The 18,112-nt window shown below is 59.3% G+C and carries 15 protein-coding genes and 1 pseudogene; 4 read left to right on the plus strand and 12 right to left on the minus strand.

The window, feature by feature from the left end; genetic code table 11:
- Together ACODTD_RS26790 and ACODTD_RS26795 are read left to right on the plus strand one after the other, a co-directional pair.
- A pseudogene (locus ACODTD_RS26790) lies at nucleotides 1-593 on the plus strand (type IV secretion protein Rhs); the annotation flags it as partial.
- Between the two features lie 8 nt (nucleotides 594-601).
- On the plus strand, nucleotides 602-1,018 hold the full coding sequence (locus tag ACODTD_RS26795) for a hypothetical protein (RefSeq protein ID WP_489105375.1): 417 nt from the start codon (nucleotides 602-604) through the stop codon (nucleotides 1,016-1,018).
- Nucleotides 1,019-1,055: 37 nt separating this feature from the next.
- Here the strand turns inward: ACODTD_RS26795 and ACODTD_RS26800 are convergent, their stop codons facing one another.
- Together ACODTD_RS26800 and ACODTD_RS26805 are read right to left on the minus strand one after the other, a co-directional pair.
- Nucleotides 1,056-2,846: a bifunctional diguanylate cyclase/phosphodiesterase gene (locus tag ACODTD_RS26800; RefSeq protein ID WP_085608822.1), complete on the minus strand. Its 1,791-nt coding sequence runs from the start codon at nucleotides 2,844-2,846 to the stop codon at nucleotides 1,056-1,058.
- 134 nt (nucleotides 2,847-2,980) lie between these two features.
- Nucleotides 2,981-5,065 (minus strand): carboxy terminal-processing peptidase, encoded by a 2,085-nt coding sequence (locus tag ACODTD_RS26805; RefSeq protein ID WP_170929008.1) that lies wholly within the window; start codon nucleotides 5,063-5,065, stop codon nucleotides 2,981-2,983.
- Between the two features lie 181 nt (nucleotides 5,066-5,246).
- On the opposite strand from ACODTD_RS26805, the gene ACODTD_RS26810 reads away from it, so the two are divergent.
- Nucleotides 5,247-6,209: a zinc-binding dehydrogenase gene (locus tag ACODTD_RS26810; protein WP_011333171.1), complete on the plus strand. Its 963-nt coding sequence runs from the start codon at nucleotides 5,247-5,249 to the stop codon at nucleotides 6,207-6,209.
- 45 nt (nucleotides 6,210-6,254) lie between these two features.
- Here the strand turns inward: ACODTD_RS26810 and ACODTD_RS26815 are convergent, their stop codons facing one another.
- The 6 genes from ACODTD_RS26815 to ACODTD_RS26840 all read right to left on the minus strand — a co-directional run bounded on the left by ACODTD_RS26815 (nucleotide 6,255) and on the right by ACODTD_RS26840 (nucleotide 11,609).
- Nucleotides 6,255-6,908 (minus strand): HAD family hydrolase, encoded by a 654-nt coding sequence (locus tag ACODTD_RS26815; RefSeq protein WP_064378699.1) that lies wholly within the window; start codon nucleotides 6,906-6,908, stop codon nucleotides 6,255-6,257.
- Nucleotides 6,909-6,942: 34 nt separating this feature from the next.
- Nucleotides 6,943-7,932, minus strand: coding sequence for an ABC transporter ATP-binding protein (locus tag ACODTD_RS26820; RefSeq protein WP_011333173.1), 990 nt, complete (start codon nucleotides 7,930-7,932; stop codon nucleotides 6,943-6,945).
- Nucleotides 7,929-8,729: an ABC transporter permease gene (locus tag ACODTD_RS26825; RefSeq protein WP_201820439.1), complete on the minus strand. Its 801-nt coding sequence runs from the start codon at nucleotides 8,727-8,729 to the stop codon at nucleotides 7,929-7,931. The genes ACODTD_RS26820 and ACODTD_RS26825 overlap by 4 nt, the downstream gene beginning before the upstream one ends.
- Nucleotides 8,716-9,552, minus strand: a complete 837-nt coding sequence (locus tag ACODTD_RS26830; RefSeq protein WP_011333175.1) for an ABC transporter permease — start codon at nucleotides 9,550-9,552, stop codon at nucleotides 8,716-8,718. The genes ACODTD_RS26825 and ACODTD_RS26830 overlap by 14 nt, the downstream gene beginning before the upstream one ends.
- A gap of 5 nt (nucleotides 9,553-9,557) precedes the next feature.
- Nucleotides 9,558-10,364 (minus strand): alkaline phosphatase family protein, encoded by an 807-nt coding sequence (locus ACODTD_RS26835; RefSeq protein ID WP_285354602.1) that lies wholly within the window; start codon nucleotides 10,362-10,364, stop codon nucleotides 9,558-9,560.
- Between the two features lie 180 nt (nucleotides 10,365-10,544).
- On the minus strand, nucleotides 10,545-11,609 hold the full coding sequence (locus ACODTD_RS26840) for an ABC transporter substrate-binding protein (protein ID WP_134023264.1): 1,065 nt from the start codon (nucleotides 11,607-11,609) through the stop codon (nucleotides 10,545-10,547).
- 352 nt (nucleotides 11,610-11,961) lie between these two features.
- Between ACODTD_RS26840 and ACODTD_RS26845 the strand changes: the two genes are divergently transcribed.
- A complete protein-coding gene (locus tag ACODTD_RS26845; protein WP_011333178.1) occupies nucleotides 11,962-12,675 on the plus strand; it encodes a UTRA domain-containing protein in 714 nt (237 codons plus the stop codon).
- Nucleotides 12,676-13,085: 410 nt separating this feature from the next.
- Here the strand turns inward: ACODTD_RS26845 and ACODTD_RS26850 are convergent, their stop codons facing one another.
- The 4 genes from ACODTD_RS26850 to ACODTD_RS26865 form a co-directional block, all read right to left on the minus strand.
- Nucleotides 13,086-15,245, minus strand: a complete 2,160-nt coding sequence (locus ACODTD_RS26850; RefSeq protein WP_285354603.1) for a mechanosensitive ion channel family protein — start codon at nucleotides 15,243-15,245, stop codon at nucleotides 13,086-13,088.
- A 76-nt stretch (nucleotides 15,246-15,321) separates the two neighbouring features.
- Complete coding sequence (locus ACODTD_RS26855) at nucleotides 15,322-15,498, minus strand: hypothetical protein (RefSeq protein WP_007960078.1); 177 nt, start codon at nucleotides 15,496-15,498, stop codon at nucleotides 15,322-15,324.
- Between the two features lie 132 nt (nucleotides 15,499-15,630).
- Nucleotides 15,631-16,920 carry a M18 family aminopeptidase gene (locus ACODTD_RS26860; RefSeq protein ID WP_007960074.1) on the minus strand — a complete coding sequence of 430 codons (1,290 nt, stop codon included), beginning with the start codon at nucleotides 16,918-16,920 and terminating at the stop codon, nucleotides 15,631-15,633.
- A 76-nt stretch (nucleotides 16,921-16,996) separates the two neighbouring features.
- Nucleotides 16,997-18,097 carry a hypothetical protein gene (locus tag ACODTD_RS26865; RefSeq protein WP_011333181.1) on the minus strand — a complete coding sequence of 367 codons (1,101 nt, stop codon included), beginning with the start codon at nucleotides 18,095-18,097 and terminating at the stop codon, nucleotides 16,997-16,999.
- Between the last annotated feature and the right edge of the window lie 15 nt (nucleotides 18,098-18,112).

Below are 18,112 nucleotides of genomic sequence, written 5' to 3' on the forward strand. Positions count from 1 at the left end.
ACGTGCCGAATCCGACGGGGTGGGTGGATCCGTTGGGGTTGACGTCCAACTGTCCGCCGCCCAAAAACAATAAGATCCAGAAGTGCTCAGTACCAATTCAGGCTAACAAACCTAACGTAAATCAAGGGTTGCCTATCGTTCCGGCGGTTGGTAAAGATGGGCCAAAAAATGAAGCTGAAGCTAAACGTCAGGTATTAGCTTGGAACAGACAATACAGAATGCACTCTGTAGAAAAACATGGGCCAGAAATTGACGATGCAGCTTTAAAGCAGAGGTCAATAGATGGCTCACATCCAACAAAAAAAGGCGTTAGAGGGATGGTGGGGCCGAGTTCTCAATTCCGTAGTTGGATGATGCAGTTTCGAGCGTTGCATTTTGCTTTATCCAGGATGCATAAAAAAGTTCCTGAGCCTACAGGGTATGATGCTGACCAAAATCCTATTGTTAGGATGAAACTGCCAGGAGCAGGTCGTGGCTATAAACCTAATGAAAGAGATCTAAGCAATCCTCGTTATATAGATAGCTTGGATGGGGCGGAAGTGAAATTTGATAAACGAGATATTACACGGCCATTTACTGGCTTTCCAAGATAGGTGAAGTTATGTTGATGCAACCATTTACGGAATTTCCATATGAACCCCGGCTCTCTCACTTGTTGAGTGGGATATCGATTTATGATCGGGAAGAGACGCTTGGTAAGGCATTGTGGGTTTATGACCCTAATAAGTATGAGGATCAACAAGAAATAATTAAGAATTTTATTGTTCCTGAATTTGATTATCTAACCTATCGCCATAGGTTTTTGATTTATAAAATCCTTGAAAGCCATTTGCAGGATGCTGGTTTTGATTTTTCGGGAGAGTTTCAGAGCGACTTTGATAATCCGAGAGTGCTTGCATGGGACAAAACGGAAATAATAGATCCTCGTGGTTTTTTTGAACATATATATGAAATAGTTACTAGGTCGTGGAGGGAAGATTTACTTCGGGCGAGCCTTGAAGATCAAGATCAATGGTGAGTTTTATTGGTTTAGCCGTTTCGTGCATTTGAAGAGGTCAGAACTGCTCGATTGTCTTTAATTGATGGAGGTTAGACAGGGAAAGGCTATCAATCAAATGCACGCTATACCCTGGAACATTCTTCGCATGATGCTTCGCCTGCGAAGCCATCTCTGCCAACTGACTCGCATCCAGCTGCGCACATGCTTCAGGATGCAAATGCACCACGCCAATGGACAATGACAGCAACGGAAACTCCTGACGAATACCCTGGCGGTTCGGCGCAACAAAACACCCAGCCTCAAGATGTTCGGGACGATAAAACCGTCGGCATTGGCTCTGGAAATCATCAAGCAATTGATTCAGCCGTTTGCGCCAATCCTCCGGGCCGAGCACCAACAGGAAATCATCCCCGCCGATATGCCCGACGAAATCGCGGGATGGGTCGACACGTTCGTTGAGGCATTGCGCCAGGCACAACAACACCTCATCCCCACGACCATACCCATAGATATCGTTAAAGGGTTTGAAACTGTCGATGTCGACATAACAAATGACCGACTCCCGTCCCTGTTGCAGCAACCGTGTCAGGCACTGCTGAATCGGCACATTCCCCGGCAGCAAGGTCAGCGGATTGGCATAGCGGGCCTGCTGGATTTTCAGTTCGGTAATCAGTTTGAGCACGTCAATCACCCGACCCAGACCCAGGTAGCTGCCGTTGAGGGTGATGATGAAATCTTCTTCGATGCGTTGCCGGGCGCGGCTGGTGATCAGGCGGCTGACCTGTTGCAGCGACTGGCTCATTTCCACGGCGAGGAAGTCGTCGTTCATCAGGCGGCTGATCGGTTTGCGGGCGAACAGGTCGGTGGCGAACGGTTTGAGCAGCGCATCGGACAACGAGTGACGATGAACGATGCCGCACGGCTGGCCCTGTTCGTCGAGCACCGCCAGTGAGTTCAGGTTGGCCTGGCGGCGGAAGGCTTCCAGTACGGTAGCGGTCGGTGTGTCGCGATTCACGGCCGGTTGATCGTTGAGTAGGGCGCTGAGATCGCTGCCTTCATCGTTTAGTGCAACGGCGCTGCTGTCGTGCTTGGGCATCAAGGCGCGGGCATCGCGCGGTGGGTGTTCCTGAGGACGGCCGAGCAGATAGCCCTGCACCAGATCGACACCCATCTCGGTCAGCACCGCCAACTCTTCCGGCAACTCGATGCCTTCGGCAATCACCTGAGCTCGCGAGGCCTTGGCGATTTGCAGGATCGATCCGACGAACTCTCGCTTCAACGCGTCCTGATGGATGCCGTCGATGAAGTGCCGGTCGATCTTCACGTAATCCGGTCGCAGCTCCGACCACAGGCGCAGGCTTGAATAACCCGCGCCAAGGTCGTCGAGGGCAATTGAAAACCCCATGGCTCGATAGTGATGCAGTGCTGTTTGCAGCAACTGAAAGTCGTCGATCGGCGTCTGTTCGGTGAGTTCGATCACCACTTGGCTCGGCGGAATTCCAAAATCCTGCAGCAATTGCAGCGTACGCCCCGGCTGGTGCGCGGCTTCGAGCAAGGATTCGGGAGAGACGTTGAGAAACAGCTTGCCCGGCAACTGCTGTTCGTTGAAACGACGACAGGCGCTTTGCCGGCAGGCGATTTCCAGTTCGCTCAAGCGTCCGGCCTGGCGGGCCACGGCGAACAGGGCGATGGGGGAGTGCAGCGGGCTGTTGGAAGGGCCGCGAGTCAGGGCTTCGTAGCCGAGAATGCGCCGTTCGGAGAGGCAAATGATCGGCTGGAACAGGCTGTGTAATCCGCTTTGAGTCAGGATCGAGCTCAAGGCACTCAGCTGTTCGGTCGTGGTCATGGCAATCTCTGGCGATAAAAAAAGGACTGGGAGCGTTCTCGATGAAGAGAACAGCTCCCAGTCCTTTATTGCACGACAGAATGATGACTGTTTGATGACGATCCGGGGATCGTCAGCATTAAATTGCCATCACCTTACTTCTTTGCGACCTGATTGCTCAGCTTCAGGTAATCCAGCAGTACGCGCCCGGTCTCGCTCAGGTAGGCGTCGTCTTCCGGTTTGACCTTGTCCGGCTCGGCGGCTGCCAGGGCGTCGTCGTCTTCTTTTTTCAGCTCTTTGAGCGGTTCTTCGCCTTTGGCCTTGCGACGGATGTTCTCCATCGCCAGTTGCTTGGCGTCGATGTCGGCGTGCTGGGCACGGCGTTCGGCTTCATTGAGGCTGACGGTTTTCTCTTCCAGCAGCTTCTGCGCCAGGGCCAGCTTGTCGCGGATGAACACGAACTCCGCGTCCTTGGCGGAACGGGTGTCATGCTCGGATTTCAGCTGGGCCAGGTACGGCTTGAACGGATCGCTCGCCGGTTTGATCGCCGCACGGATGGTGTCCCACGGCATGGCTTCCGGCAGGGCGCTTTCGCCGATTTCCTTGGTGTCGATGATCGACGGGTAATCGATGTCCGGCAGTACGCCCTGATGCTGGGTGCTCTGACCGGAAACCCGGTAGAACTTGGCCAGAGTCAGTTTCAGTTCGCCATGGTTCAGCGGCTGAATGGTCTGCACGGTGCCTTTGCCGAAGGTCTGGCCACCGATGATCAGCGCACGGTGGTAGTCCTGCATGGCGCCGGCGAAGATCTCCGAAGCCGAGGCGGACAGGCGGTTGACCAGCAGCGCCATCGGGCCTTTGTAGAACGCGCCCGGGTTTTCATCTTCAAGTACATCGACCCGGCCATCGGCGTTACGCACGAGCACGGTTGGGCCCTTGTCGATGAACAGGCTGGTCAGCTCGGTGGCTTCCTGCAGGGAACCGCCGCCGTTGTTGCGCAGGTCGATGACCACGCCGTCGACTTTCTCTTTCTGCAGCTCGGTCAGCAGTTTCTTGACGTCGCGAGTGGTGCTCTTGTAGTCCGGATCGCCAGCACGGAAGGCCTTGAAGTCGAGGTAAAACGCCGGAATCTCGATCACGCCGAGCTTGTAGTCCTTGCCGTCCTGTTTCAGGTTAAGCACGGACTTCTTCACGGCCTGGTCTTCGAGCTTCACCGCTTCGCGGGTGATCGGCACGATCTTGCTGGTCTGGTCGTTCGGCGCATTGCTGGCCGGGATGACTTCCAGACGGACCACGGTGCCTTTCGGGCCACGGATCAGCTTGACCACTTCGTCCAGACGCCAGCCGACCACGTCGACCATCTCTTTGTTGCCCTGGGCAACGCCGATGATCTTGTCGGCAGGAGCAACCTGCTTGGTCTTGTCGGCCGGGCCTGCCGGCACCAGACGCACGACTTTCACCTGATCGTTGTCGCTCTGCAACACGGCGCCGATGCCCTCGAGGGAAAGGCTCATGTTGATGTCGAAGTTCTCCGCGTTATCCGGCGACAGATAGTTGGTGTGCGGATCGTAAGACATGGCGAAGGTGTTGATGTACGCCTGGAAGATGTCTTCGGCGCGGGTCTGGTCCAGACGCGCCAGTTGATTCTTGTAGCGTTTGGTCAGGGTTTCCTGGATCTGCTTCGGCTCTTTGCCGGCGATCTTCTGCCGCAGCACTTCGTCCTTGACGCGTTTGCGCCACAGGTCATCGAGTTCGGCGGTGGACTTGAGCCACGGAGCGTCCTTGCGATCGATCAGCAAGGTTTCCTTGGTGGTGAAGTCCATCTTGTCGACGCCTTTGTTCAGCTCGGCAAGGGCGAAGTCCAGACGCGCCTTCACGCGATCCAGATAGCGCTTGTAGATGGTGAACCCGGCGTTGAGGTCGCCGCTCTTGAGGAAGTCGTCGAACTGGGTCTTCCACTTGTCGAATTCGGCGATGTCGCTGGCCATGAAATAGCTGCGCGACGGGTCGAGCAGCTTGATGTAGCTGTCGTAGATGATCACCGAGCGCGCATCGTCGAGCGGCGGCTTGCTGTAGTGGTGACGCTTGAGCAACTCGACGACGTTCAGACTGGCGATCACTTCGTCGCGATCAGGCTGTAACTTGTCCCAGCTGTTGGCTGCGAATGTGGTGCCCGACACCGGCAACAGACCGATACCGATGAAAAGAGCGAGGGCGGTGCTGGGGAGCAGATGCTTCATGCTGATTCGACGCGGGGACAATTGATAACGCATATTAGGCCGTCTTTGAAGTCGCCGGTACCTCTACGCTCTGTACGATAACTGCTGTTCAGCGTTCGTTCAGACCCCAGGGCCGGTCGCATAATGCAAAAAGCCCGGCGCTACAGCTTCGGGCTCAGTCCAGACTCACTATGGAGGCACTGTGAAGGCATTGCAAGGCGTTGAAGGTCAAGTGGCATGGGTTGATGAACCAAGTCCTACATGTGATGTAGGACAAGTTCGCATCCGGGTGGCGGCAGCGGGCCTCAATCGCGCGGATTTATTACAGAAAGCCGGACTTTATCCACCCCCTCCAGGTGCCAGCCACGTGCTGGGTCTTGAATGCTCCGGGGTGATCAGCGAGGTCGGCGCGGGCTCGTCCTGGCAGGTCGGTGACCGGGTCTGCGCCTTGCTGGCCGGGGGCGGGATGGCGCAAGAGGTGGTCGTCGACGGACGGCATGTGCTGCCGGTTCCGGAAGGCGTGTCGCTGATTGAAGCGGCGGCGTTGCCCGAGGTTTACGCGACCGTCTGGCTGAATGTGTTTCAACTCGCTGCGCTCAAACCGGGTGAGAAAGTTCTTCTGCACGCCGGAGCCAGTGGCATCGGCTCAGCCGCCATTCAACTGTGCAAGGCTTTCGGCAATCCGTGCTGGGTCAGCGTTGGCTCGGCTGAGCGGCTGGCGTACTGCGAATCGCTGGGTGCCCAGGGCGGGGTGGTGCGCACCGACGATCTGGAAAGCCTGCGGGATTTCGGGCCGTTCGATGTGATCCTCGATCCGGTGGGCGGCAATTATTCGGCGTTGAATCTGAAGTTGCTGGCCCAGGACGGACGCTGGGTGCTGATCGGCCTGATGGGCGGCCGTGAGGCAAAACTGGATCTGGCCCAAGTGCTGGCCAAGCGCGTGCAACTGCTGGGCTCGACCCTGCGCAGCCGTGACGATCAGTTCAAGGCCGATCTGTTCAGCGATCTGAGCCAGCACGTGTGGCCGCTGTTTTCCGAAGGGCGCCTGAAGCCGCAACTGGCCAAGGCGTTCCCGATCAAGGATGCCGAGGCTGCGTTTGCAGAGCTGGCGAGCAACACCGTGGCAGGGAAGCTGGTGCTGGTGATCGACGAAAGCCTGAGCTGATCATCATTGCTTGTGGGAGCAGGTCTGCTCCCACAAGACCATCGCTTACTTCCAGAGGTGGATCGGCCAGCCGGACTTCTCGGCCTCTGCCAGCAACACCGGATCCGGATTGACCACATGCGGGTAATCCACCTTCAGCAGCAGCGGCAGGTCATTGCGTGAGTCGGAATAGAAACTCGCGCCCTCAAGATTTTCCTCTTCGGCATCCAGCCATTCCAGCAAGCGGGTGATCTTGCCTTCGCGGTAGGTCAGCGTGCCCACGGTGCGGCCGCTGTACACGCCATGCGCCACTTCCAGTTCGATTCCCAGCACCTCGTCGATGCCCAGCCGATCGGCAATCGGTTTGACCAGGTGCGTGCCCGAGGCCGAGATCACCAGAATCCGGTCACCGGCCTTGCGATGGGCGGCGATGGTTTTGGTGGCGTCGCTGAAGATGATCGGCTCGATGAAATCTTCAACCCATGGGCCAACCAAGTGCTCGACTTCCTCCGGGGTGCGACCGATCAGCGGTTCGAGGCTGAAGTCCATGTAGTCTTCCATGCGCAACTTGCCATGGCTGTAGGCGTCCATCAGCTCGTTGTTCCGGCGCATGAACGACTCGGGATCGACCCAGCCCAGGCGCCCCATCTGCTCGCTCCAGAGGGTGGCGCAGTCGCCGTGGATCAGGGTTTCGTCCAGATCAAAAATTGCCAGGGCCATCAGTTCAGTTCCCTCTTGGGTGTCAGCAAAGTCATCAGGCTACCTCACACAGGGCGGTGGGATCGATGGAAAGTGACAGGCGCTGACCGTCGGGATGCAGATCCGCCGCCGAGCGGTTGAGCACATCCACCACCAGTTCCACGCCCCGGGCTTCGACGCGGTAGCGAATCACGTTGCCCAGCAGGCTGTGGCTGCGAATCTGCGCATCGGGCTCGCCGCTGAGGCTCAATTCGATGGCCTCCGGGCGGATCGCGATGCGGTGGTTGATCGGCCGCTGCAACAGTTTCGACGCACTCTCCGCATCCAGCAGGTTGTAGTTGCCGATGAAGCCGGCGGCGAATACGTCGACCGGGGCGGTGTAGAGGGTTTCGGCGTCGCCGCTTTGTACGATCTTTCCCTGATTCATCAGGAAAATCCGGTCAGACATGGTCAGGGCTTCTTCCTGATCGTGAGTGACGAAAATCGTGGTCAGGCCGAGTTCGCGCTGGATCTGACGGATCTGTTCGCGCAAGTGTTTGCGAATCCGTGCATCGAGGGCCGACAGCGGTTCATCCAGCAGCAACAGGCGCGGACGGGTGACCAGCGAACGGGCGAGGGCGACACGCTGGCACTGACCGCCGGACAGCTGATGCGGATAGCGGCTGGCGAAATCGTTGAGTTCAACCAATTTCAACACCTCGGCAACCCGCTTGTGGCTGTCGTCGGCATTGACCTTTTGCATGCGCAAACCGAAGGCGACGTTCTGTTCGACGGTCATGTTGGGGAACAGCGCATAGCTCTGGAACACCATGCCGATCCCGCGTTTCTGCGGGGTGAGCGGCACGATGTCGACACCATCGAGCAGAATCTTGCCGCCATCCACCGGCGTCAGGCCGGCGATGCAGCGCAGCAGGGTGGATTTGCCACAACCGGACGGGCCGAGCAGGGTGACGAATTCGCCCTTCTGGATTTCGCAGTTGATGTCGCTGAACACGGTGGTGCCGGCGTAGTTTTTCTGAAGGTGTTGGACGCTGACATAGCTCATTCGCTTTTGTCCTTGTTCAAGATGTTGGCGACCCAGGTCAGGACCAGCACGAAAAAGAAGTAGGAAATCACCAGCGCACTGGTGAAGTGGCCGCTGCTGTTGCGCATGTTGTTGAGGTAGACCTGCAGGGTTTCGTAGCGGGTGCCGACCAGGATGTTGGCGAACACGAACTCACCGAACAGGAACGAGAACGACAACAGCAATGCGATCATCAGGCCCTTGCGCAGGTTCGGCAGCACCACCAGGAAAGCTGCCTGAAAGGTGCTGGCGCCGAGCAGTTGGGCGGCGTCCATCAGGTCGCGCAGGTTGATCGCCTGCAGGTTGTTGGTGATCGCCCGGTACATGAACGGCAGTGCCACGGTGAAGTAGCAGCCGATCAGAATCCACGGTGTGCCAACCATCGCCATCGGCCCGGAACCGTAGAGCTGCAACAGCCCCACCGACGACACCACCGGCGGCACTGCGAAGGGCAGCAGGATCAGGATGTTCATCAGCGCATCGAGTTTCGGGAAGTGGTAATGCACCACGAACAGCAGCGGCAGGATCAGCACCACGGACAGGATCAGCGCGCCGACGCACACCAGCAGCGACTGGCCGAAGGCGTGCAGGAAGCGCGGATCGCTCCACAACTGGATGTACCACTTGAAGGTGAAACCGCTGGGCAACACGGTCGCCGACCAACTGCTGGCGATCGAGTAGATCAAGGTGCCCAGCAACGGCAGCAGCAGGATTGCGAACAACAGATAGACCACGACGCGGTGGTAGACGCCGGCCGGGCCGGATTCAGCGCGAGACATGGTAGCTCCTCTTCAACAGCAGTTGATGCACGACAGTCACCAGGGTCATCAGCGCCACCAGCACCACGGCCAGGGCGCTGGCCAGGTTCGGGTCGAGGGAAATGTCGCCGGAGACCATCGCCGCAATCCGGATCGGCAATACGTTGAAGTTGCCGGTGGTCAGGGCGTAGACCGTGGCGTAGGCGCCGAGGGCGTTGGCCAGCAGGATCACGAAGGTGCCGAGCAGGGCCGGGGTCAGTACCGGCAGGCCGATGTGGCGCCAGAACTGCCAGCTGTCGGCGCCGAGCAGTGCCGCGGATTCGCGCCAGTCTTCACGCAGGGCGTCGAATGCCGGGTACAGCAGCAACACGCCGAGGGGAATCTGGAAGTAGGTGTAGAGGATGATCAACCCGGTTTTCGAATACAGGTTGAAGTCCTCGATGATCCCGGCCTGCTTCAGCATGATGGTGATGCTGCCGTTGAAACCGAGCAGGATGATGAACGCAAACGCCAGGGGCACGCCGGCGAAGTTGCTGGTCATGTTGGCGAAGGCGTTGACGAAGTTGCGCAGTTTTGAATCGACCCGGCGCAGGGAGTAGGCGCCCAGCACCGCGATGATGATCCCGAACACACTCGACCAGAAACTGATTTCGAGGCTGTACTGGATCGCCTGCAGATAGAACTTCGAATTGAAGATCTTGCTGAAGTTGGCAAAGCCCCAACCGAATTCTTCCGATTGCAGGCTGTTGATCATCACCCAGATCAGCGGGGCGATTTCGAACACGATAAAGAACAGTGCGAAAGGCACCAGGCACAGGGCGGCCAGCCATTTGCCGCGAGTCATTGAGTTCACTTGAGCAACTCCCGGCACACAGGTTTGTCGTGAGGTACGCCGAGCAGCTCGCAGACGGTGCCGCAGATGTCGGTCTGCTTCGGCATGGCGTCGGTGTTTAAACTGAAGGCGTCACCGAGTACAAACAACGGTACCTGGCGTTCTTCCGGCAGCAGGCCGTTGTGCGAGCGGTCGTTGTTCATGCCGTGGTCGGCGGTCACCAGCACCTGGCAACCGGCGTCGAGCCAGCCTTGCAGGTAGTCGGCGAGGATGATGTCGGCGCTGCGTGCACTGTTGCGGTATTGCGGGGTGTCGAGGCCGTGCTTGTGGCCGGCGTCGTCGATGTTCATCGGATGGATCAGAAGAAAATCCGGGGCATGGCGCAGGCGCAGGTTTTCGGCGTCGGCGAACAGGTGCGAATCCGGGTAGTGATCGTTCCAGTAGAAGTGGCCATGCTGGATCGGTAGCGTCGGGTCATCGGTATGCCGATCCCGTGCCGCCACGAACGGCGAGCGGTTGTACAGCTCGCTGACCCAGTGGTAGGCCGCGGCGGCGGTTTTCAGACCGGCATCGCGGGCGTAGTGATAGATGCTGCGCTGATTGGACAGGCGCGAGACGTTGTTGTGGACGATGCCGCTGTCGATCGGCGGTACGCCCGTGAGGATGCATTCGTAAAGCGGTCGGGACAGGGCCGGCAACTCGCACTCCAACTGGTAGAGCGCGGCGCGTCCTGCGCCAACGTAAGCCTGCAGATGCCCCATGGCGTGACGCGCGACCTCGTAGTTGAGGCCGTCGAGCACGACAAGGATGACGGTGTGCTTCATAGGGGCAAAAACTCCGCGAAACAATAAATCGGAAAACTCGAAATCAACACGGATCCTGTGGGAGCGGGCTTGCCCGCGAAGGCGTCATGCAATTCAACACATTTGTTGAATGTGAAATTGCCATCGCGGGCAAGCCCGCTCCCACAGAGTTTTGCGTCAAACCCTGTTGGGTTTACGGGCTTACTTCATTTCTACGATGACTTCTTCGTTCCACTTCTGCGGCAGGGCCTTGGAGGTTTTTTCCCAGGCATCGGCGTCCTTGATCGGCGTGACCTTCTTGTACTGCTCGTTCGGCAGCAGCTTGGCTTTCACGTCTTCCGGCAGTTGCAGGTGCTCGGCGCGGATCGGGCGAGCGTTGCCGCGGGCGAGGTTGGTCTGGCCGGCATCGCTGAAGATGTATTCGCGGGTCAGCTTGGCAGCGTTCGGGTTCTTCGCGTATTTGTTGATGATGGTGGTGTAGCCGGAAATCACCGAACCGTCGGACGGGATCAGCACCACGTAGTCATCCGGGTTGGCCATCTTCGCCTTGTAGCTCAGGCCGTTGAAGTCCCAGACCACGCCGACTTCGATCTCGCCTTTTTCCATGGTGGCGATGGTCGGGTTGGCCATCGACAGGCGACCCTGCTTGGCGATGTCTGCGAACAGCAGCAGGGCAGGCTGGAGGTTTTTCTCGTCGCCGCCGTTGGCCAGCGCTGCGGCGAGCACGCCGTTGGCAGCTTGTGCGGCAGTGCTTACGTCACCGATGGAAACCTTGTATTTGCCGCCCTTGAGGTCAGCCCATTTGGTCGGCACTTCGGAACCGTGCAGCAGCTTCTTGTTGACGATGAAGGCGATGGTGCCGGTGTAGGCCAGCGCCCAGTTGCCGTCCTTGTCCTTGGCCCAGTCCGGCACTTGATCCCAGGTGCTCGGCTTGTACGGTTGCACCACGCCTTGCTTGACCGCGATCGGGCCGAAGGCCGCGCCGACGTCGCCGATGTCGGCGGTGGCGTTGTCTTTTTCGGCGGCGAACTTGGCGATTTCCTGGGCCGAACTCATGTCGGTGTCGATGTGTTTCAGGCCGTATTTCTTAGCCAGGTCTTCCCAGGTACCTTTCCAGTTGGCCCAGTCATCGGGCATGCCGACGCTGTTGACGGCACCTTCCGCTTTCGCAGCGGCTTCGAGGGTTTTCAGATCATCAGCCGCCATGGCGGCGGTGCACATGGCAATGGTCGAGCCTAACAGTGTTGCCAGGAAAAGCTGTTTCATTCCGAAGCTCCTTGGTCGTGTTCAACGCTGCGATTGCGGTTGGTGTTGGTCTAGGTCAGCAATACCTGAGCCAATGTAGGGGGGCTGGATGACACTTTGATGTCGGCGGTTGCCCGCCCCGTGTTTTATTTCTCCGGTATCGAAGGCTGCCCGCTAAGCGTAGACCACCCGCAAAGTCCCGGTGGACAAGGGACTTGGCCGATGTATTGCAAGTTGTCAGAGCGACCGTTCGGTAGTTTTGTCATCTCTCGGTCATCTGCACTGCCTAGGCTTGCAACACGACCAAGCGGCGCTATCGCTGTGCGGTTTTTGCCCCGAAACAGTGCTGGTCTAGTCCAGATAGGTAACGTTGATGCGCGATGAGGCAACAAAAGCGGTGACAGCCATTGGCCAGATCCTTCAGGAACAACTCGACCATGGGTTGCTCGCAGCGGGGAGCAAACTGCCAGCGGAGCGCAAGCTCAGCGAGTTGTTCGGCACGACCCGGATTACGGTGCGTGAAGCCTTGTTGCAGCTGGAGGCGCAGGGCCAGATTTATCGCGAGGAGCGTCGGGGCTGGTTCGTGTCGCCGCCGCGTCTGGCTTACAACCTGATGCAGCGCAGTCACTTTCACGCGATGGTCAGTGCGCAGGGGCGGGTGCCGTCGACCGAGGTGATTTCGGCGCGGTTGCAGCCGGCTTCAGCGGCGGTCTGTGCGTGGTTGCAGTTGCCGGCGTTGTCGAGCGTGATTCAGATTTGCCGGTCGCGGCGGATCGATGGGCGGCTGGTGTTGTATGTGGAGCATTATCTGAATCCGCAGTTTTTTCCGGGGATTCTCGAGTTTGATCTGAATCAGTCGATTACCGAGCTGTATGCGCGGCATTACGATTTGCACTATGGGCGGGTGCGGTTCGAGATTGTGCCTACGTCTTTATCGGTCGATGCGGCGGCGGCGTTGCGGGTGTCGGTGGGGAGTCCGGGGTTGAGGATTGCTCGGGTTAATTATGATCAGTTTGGGCGGTTGATTGATTGTGATCTGGAGTTTTGGCGGCATGATGCGATTCACGTGGGGGTTGATGTGGTTTGACCTTGGCGGCCTCTGGGCCGACCAGGTTTTGGGTTGTTTTGGGTGAATATCCGTTGCTTCGGGTGCTGCCGCTGACGGTTTCGCCCTTACGGCGAGTCACTTTGGCAAACGCCCCAAAGTAACCAAAACGCTGGGCCCCTGCGTTCGGCACCTCGCTGAGGCTCGGTGTTCCTTCGTTCCGGGATTCATCCGGGGGCATCGCCTACGGTTTGCTTCGCTGCACCTCCTCTCGATGCATGCGGCTGCGCCGCACGGTCGCTGCGCTCCCACCCCCGGATGAATCCCTCCACTCAGCCGGCCGATGGGGCCGGCACGTCAAGAGCGGTACTCGAGCTAACGCTCATCGTGGTGAGTGGTGGGAGCTGGCTTGCCAGCGATGAGGGCCTTGAAGTTGGCCCGATTCTTCGGGTCTATTCTTGAGTTTGGCCACCACCGCCTGCGGTGATCACTTGCACATTCATCCTTGGCGTCGCCAAGTCCAGTCCGGCCTCGTCCAGATGCCGTTTCAGCGACAGGTTGAATGCCCGTGAAACTTCCCATTGTTTGATCGGTGCGGTCTTGAATCTTGCACGCAATATCGCGTTGCCGGACTCGAAACTTTCCACGCCCTGAAATTCCAGCGGTGACCAGATGTTGCGCCGCTGCAGTGGATCTGTGCGCATTTTCTGGCCGACGTCGCGCATCAGTTTGATGGCTTCGTCGATGCTCATGTTGAACGGCACGGCGACGCGGAAGATGGCGTAGCCGAATTCGCGGGAGTAGTTTTTTATGCTTTTGATTTCGCTGAACGGGATGGTGTGGACGATGCCGTCGATGTCCCGCAGGCGTACGGTGCGGATGGTCAGGCCTTCGACGGTGCCGAGGTGGCCGCCGACGTCGACGTAATCGTCGATGGCCAGAGAGTCTTCGATGATGATGAACAGGCCGGTGATCAGGTCTGCTACGAGTGACTGGGCGCCGAAGCCGATCGCTAGGCCGATCACGCCGGCACCGGCCAGCAGGGGCGTGACGTTCATGCCCATGTTCGCCAGGGCGACGATCAGGGCGATGATGAAGATCGCCACGAACAGTACGTTGCGGATCAGCGGCATCATGGTTTGCGCGCGGGCGTTGGCCAGGCCTTTGCGAGAACGGGTGAGGGCGTGGTGCACGGCGGTGTCGCTGAGGATCCAGATCAGCCACGCGAAGATCAGCGTGCCGATCAAACTGAACAGTTTGACGCTGACGTCGTGGCCTTCGCCTTCGGTGAAGCCGATCAGCGACATGCCCCACACCCGCAGGCCGAGTTCGATGAAGGCCAGCCACACCAGCAAATGGGCGAGGGTGTAGAAGAAGCTTTTCAGGCGCTCGGAATACAGCGCGTGGCGTTTCGGCCCGCGTTGGGGTTTGAGGGCGTGGCGGCGGACGAGGCCGTTGATGACCATGCACAACACCAGCAGCACGGTGCAAATCAGCGACTGGCGCAGGGCGGTGCTGGTGTCGCCGGCGGAGACGAAGGTGGCGAACAGCGAAATACCCACCAGCACCAGCGCCGGGACGTACCAGAAGGTGCCGAGGATTTCGATGGTGTCGCTCAGGGCGCGGCGGGTCAGGCGGCGGGACAGCGGTTGGTTGCGGATCAGGTGGGCGATCGGCCGGCGGAAACGCAGGATGAACAGACCGGTCGACAGCGCCGCGAGGACGTTGGCGACTGTAGCGGCGGTGTGGGCCAGGTGCACGCCGAGACCGGCCACCAGTCGCGGATCGCTCAGGGCTTCACCGAACGCGGCGAAGCTGCCGATCAGCCACAGCGGCCGAAAGGCCTGGTGACGCAGGATGTACAGCGCGCGATGACGGTGCGGACCGTCGAGTACGGAGAAGGCGATCACGCAGATGGCCGAGAAACAGGTGCCGACCACCAGCGCATAAGCCAGTACCATCGCCAGGCTTTTGCCCAGCGACGAGGGCAGTGCGTAACTCATGTACACCGTGATGACCAGGGCGATCATCCACGGCCCGAGCTTGCGCAGGGCGAAGCGCAGCATGTCGAGGGCTCGGGGATGTTGCGGCAGTTCTTCGGTCAGGCCGAAGCGCATGCGTACCCGGTGACCGAGCCAGATCAGTGCGGCGGCGAGCAGGCTCCAGACCGCGAGGATCACGGCGAAGGCGAAGATGATCGGCAGCCATTCGCTGGCCGGCAGCATCAGGCCTTTCAGTTCGTCCTGGGCCATGTCGAATTCAGCGGACCAGCGATTGAGCGGACTGTCGGCGCCAGAGAATTGTTTTTCGAAAGTGGCGAGGGTGCCGCCGATCAGTCCCAGTACCCCTTCTTCCGGGGTGGCCTGGGCTTTTTTCGTGGCATCGCGCAGTTTTTTCAGGTCGGTCAGCAACTGGGCACGTTGCTTGTCGTTTTCCAGCGACTTGATGACCTCGTCCAGCGACTGGCCGAGCGGTTCCTGAGCTTCGGGCTGAGCCTTGCCGGAACCTGTGAGCAGTCCCGGCAGACCGGCGGCGTCGGCAGGTGCCGGCGACGTCAGGGTCATCAGGCAGACGAGAAACAGGCAGGGCAGGGCAAAAAGACGAGCGAACACTAGGCGGTCAACCTCGCAAGGGGCGGATCGGGCGAGTGTACGAGCCCGCCAGATTCAATGCGAGCCGGGCGCGGATTTATTCGTTGAGTTTGGCCAGGATCTTGTAGACCACGGTGGCCAGGATCATCAGCATGCCGATCCACATGGCGAACACACCGGCGTTCTTGTCACGGAAGTTGAAGCCGATGGCCAGCAGAATCATTCCGCACAGGATGGGAATGAGCATGGAGTGGAACGCAGACATCGAGATCATGGCGACAGCCTTGTCGAAAGGGATTGTTCAAGTCTAGGTGGGTTTTCGATGGACGGTGCTGATGTGTATCAGAAATGAGCCGGTTTTACGGGCCGGGGGACCGCAGCTCGAGGCTGCGATCCCGGCTGTGTTCTACGGAAGTTCGCGGCTGGCGTAGAACGCGCTCAGCACTTTGACCAGGTGGGCCAGGTCATGGCTGCCGCACAGTTCGCGGATCGAGTGCATGGCGAAGGTCGGCAGGCCGATGTCGACCGTGCGCACGCCCAGATGGCTGGCGGTGATCGGGCCGATGGTCGAGCCGCAACCCATGTCGCTGCGCACGACGAAGCTTTGCACCGGCACTTCTTCGGCCATGCACAGATGGCGGAAGAAACCGGCGGTTTCGCTGTTGGTGGCGTAGCGCTGGTTGCTGTTGACCTTGATCACCGGGCCGGCGTTGAGTTTCGGGCCGTGGTTGGCGTCGTGCTTCTCGGCGTAGTTCGGGTGCACGCCGTGGGCGTTGTCGGCAGAAACCAGCAGGGACTTCTGGATGGTGCGTACGAATTCATCACCTTCCGGCAGCAGACGGCGCAGGGTCTGTTCGAGCATCGGGCCGTCGGCGCCGCAGGCCGAGCAGGAGCCGACTTCTTCGTGGTCGTTGCACACCAGCACGCAGGTTTCTTCGGTGTCGGCGGTCAGCAGGGCTTGCAGGCCGGCATAGCACGACAGCAGGTTGTCCAGGCGCGCGCCGGCGATGAAATCACCGTGCAGGCCGATGACCGCAGCGCTCTGGGTGTCGTAGAAACTCAGCTCGTAATCCAGCACCACGTCGGCGTTGAGGCCGTGTTCGCGGGCCAGTTGATCGGTGAGCACCGCGCGGAAGTCCACGCGCTCGTCACCGGCGAACTGGGCGAGAATCGGTGGCAGTTCGGTCTGGGCGTTGATGGCCCAGCCCTGGTTGGCTTCACGGTTGAGGTGGATGGCCAGGTTGGGAATGATCGCGATCGGGGCCTTGAAGTCGATCAGCTGGCTTTCGACTTTGCCGTCGCGGCGGAAAGTGACGCGGCCGGCCAGCGACAGGTCGCGGTCGAACCATGGCGCCAGCAGCGCACCGCCGTAGACTTCGACGCCGAGCTGCCAGAAGCCCTGGCGTTGCAATTCAGGTTGTGGCTTGACCCGAAGGCACGGGCTGTCGGTGTGGGCGCCGACCAGGCGGATGCCGTCGTGCAGCGGCGAGTTGCGGCCCATCTTGATCGCGACGATCGAGGAGTCGTTACGGGTGACGTAGTAACGACCATTGGCTTCGGTGTGCCAGGTTTCGCGCTCGTCGAGGCGCACATAACCGGCGGCCTCCAGGCGTTGAACAAGGCTGGCGGTGGCGTGGAACGGGGTAGGGGAGGCCTTGAGGAAGTCGATCAGGCCTTGGTTCAACTCTTCGCGCATAAGAAGCTCCAGACAGCAATGGGCGGGAGTTTAACGCATCGGCCTGATGCTTGGGACTTGGCATGTGCCGCTCGCGTCAACGAGCGGCGGCCACGCGTTTTTTCAAGTAGTTCATGATCGCTTTTTCGTCTTCAGGCTTGTCCGGGCGAGGCAGCTGCTTGGGCCAGCGGCTCTGTTCCAGAAGCTTTTTCTGGCGGCTCTCGTCCCAGCGCAGGATCTCCCGCGAGGCGCATTCCCACCACTCATGGCGACAGGCGCTGTAGTACGGATGATCCGGCGCGGCGCTGCCGTACAAAAGGTCCCGGCCGACCTTGCGCATGGCACCGCTCTGGTTGCGCAGCTTCCATTTGATCTTCAGGCGCTGCCAGGCGGACGGAAAGGGTTTGACGCGCGGCACATCGGCACACAGGTCCACCAGTCGCTGGCTGAATTTCTCGCCGTGCTGGGCGAAGAAAAACGCCTGCATCGCGTGGAAGAAGCGTTTTTCCGCGAAGTAGTGGTAGATGTGTTTGCGCGCTTCCACCACCGGCCGTTCGCGCATCGCGTAGGACAGGGCGATTTGCTCGATGGTGTGAATCTCGAACCCGTCGGCCGTCCACTCGTCGATCAGCCTGATCGACTCTTCGAACAATGCCGAGTCGCGGTCGGTGATACCGCACAGGCCGCTGTTGTAGAGCTTGAAACCGTTCTGCGGGGAAACACCGTGGACACTGAGGTCGCGAGCGAGCTTCAGGTAGTCCGGCCGTTCGAAAACGTCTTCCCAGTCGTATTCGAAGCGATCCATTACCGACTGATTCGCATCGATGTATTGGAACAGGCTGCTCGGGTGGCTGGTGAACAGGGTGTCGGTGTCGACGAACAGGGTTTTCTCGGCCAGTTGCAAGCCGGCGGCAATCGCGCAGGCCTTGCGCCGGTGGTGGTAACCGTTCTGTCCTTGCCAGCGGGTCAGGGTCGCGTCGTCGAGCAACACGGTGTCGACCGGCCAGCCTACGTAGTCTTGCGGTCGGTCAGTCAGAATCCTGATCGCCGGGCGCTTGCCGTTTCTGGCGTGGGACAAGGCGGTCAGGATGCTGAACTTGGCTTCGCGCCGGTAGGCATCCTGATTGCCGTAAATCAGATAAAGCAGTTGATGACGGGTCTTCTTGACGGGTGTTGCCAGGGAATCAGTACAACTCATCCGGAACAAAATCCT

Source organism: Pseudomonas sp. FG35, from assembly GCF_057809295.1.

What these genes read in the sequence shown, in the direction of transcription:
- ACODTD_RS26855 (WP_007960078.1), bottom strand. Translation starts at nt 15,498, where the DNA reads ATGATCTCGATGTCTGCGTTCCACTCCATGCTCATTCCCATCCTGTGC.
- ACODTD_RS26860 (WP_007960074.1), bottom strand. Translation starts at nt 16,920, where the DNA reads ATGCGCGAAGAGTTGAACCAAGGCCTGATCGACTTCCTCAAGGCCTCC.
- ACODTD_RS26800 (WP_085608822.1), bottom strand. Translation starts at nt 2,846, where the DNA reads ATGACCACGACCGAACAGCTGAGTGCCTTGAGCTCGATCCTGACTCAA.
- ACODTD_RS26820 (WP_011333173.1), bottom strand. Translation starts at nt 7,932, where the DNA reads ATGAGCTATGTCAGCGTCCAACACCTTCAGAAAAACTACGCCGGCACC.
- ACODTD_RS26865 (WP_011333181.1), bottom strand. Translation starts at nt 18,097, where the DNA reads ATGAGTTGTACTGATTCCCTGGCAACACCCGTCAAGAAGACCCGTCAT.
- ACODTD_RS26835 (WP_285354602.1), bottom strand. Translation starts at nt 10,364, where the DNA reads ATGAAGCACACCGTCATCCTTGTCGTGCTCGACGGCCTCAACTACGAG.
- ACODTD_RS26830 (WP_011333175.1), bottom strand. Translation starts at nt 9,552, where the DNA reads ATGACTCGCGGCAAATGGCTGGCCGCCCTGTGCCTGGTGCCTTTCGCA.
- ACODTD_RS26815 (WP_064378699.1), bottom strand. Translation starts at nt 6,908, where the DNA reads ATGGCCCTGGCAATTTTTGATCTGGACGAAACCCTGATCCACGGCGAC.
- ACODTD_RS26825 (WP_201820439.1), bottom strand. Translation starts at nt 8,729, where the DNA reads ATGTCTCGCGCTGAATCCGGCCCGGCCGGCGTCTACCACCGCGTCGTG.
- ACODTD_RS26795 (WP_489105375.1), top strand. Translation starts at nt 602, where the DNA reads ATGTTGATGCAACCATTTACGGAATTTCCATATGAACCCCGGCTCTCT.
- ACODTD_RS26840 (WP_134023264.1), bottom strand. Translation starts at nt 11,609, where the DNA reads ATGAAACAGCTTTTCCTGGCAACACTGTTAGGCTCGACCATTGCCATG.
- ACODTD_RS26805 (WP_170929008.1), bottom strand. Translation starts at nt 5,065, where the DNA reads ATGAAGCATCTGCTCCCCAGCACCGCCCTCGCTCTTTTCATCGGTATC.
- ACODTD_RS26845 (WP_011333178.1), top strand. Translation starts at nt 11,962, where the DNA reads ATGCGCGATGAGGCAACAAAAGCGGTGACAGCCATTGGCCAGATCCTT.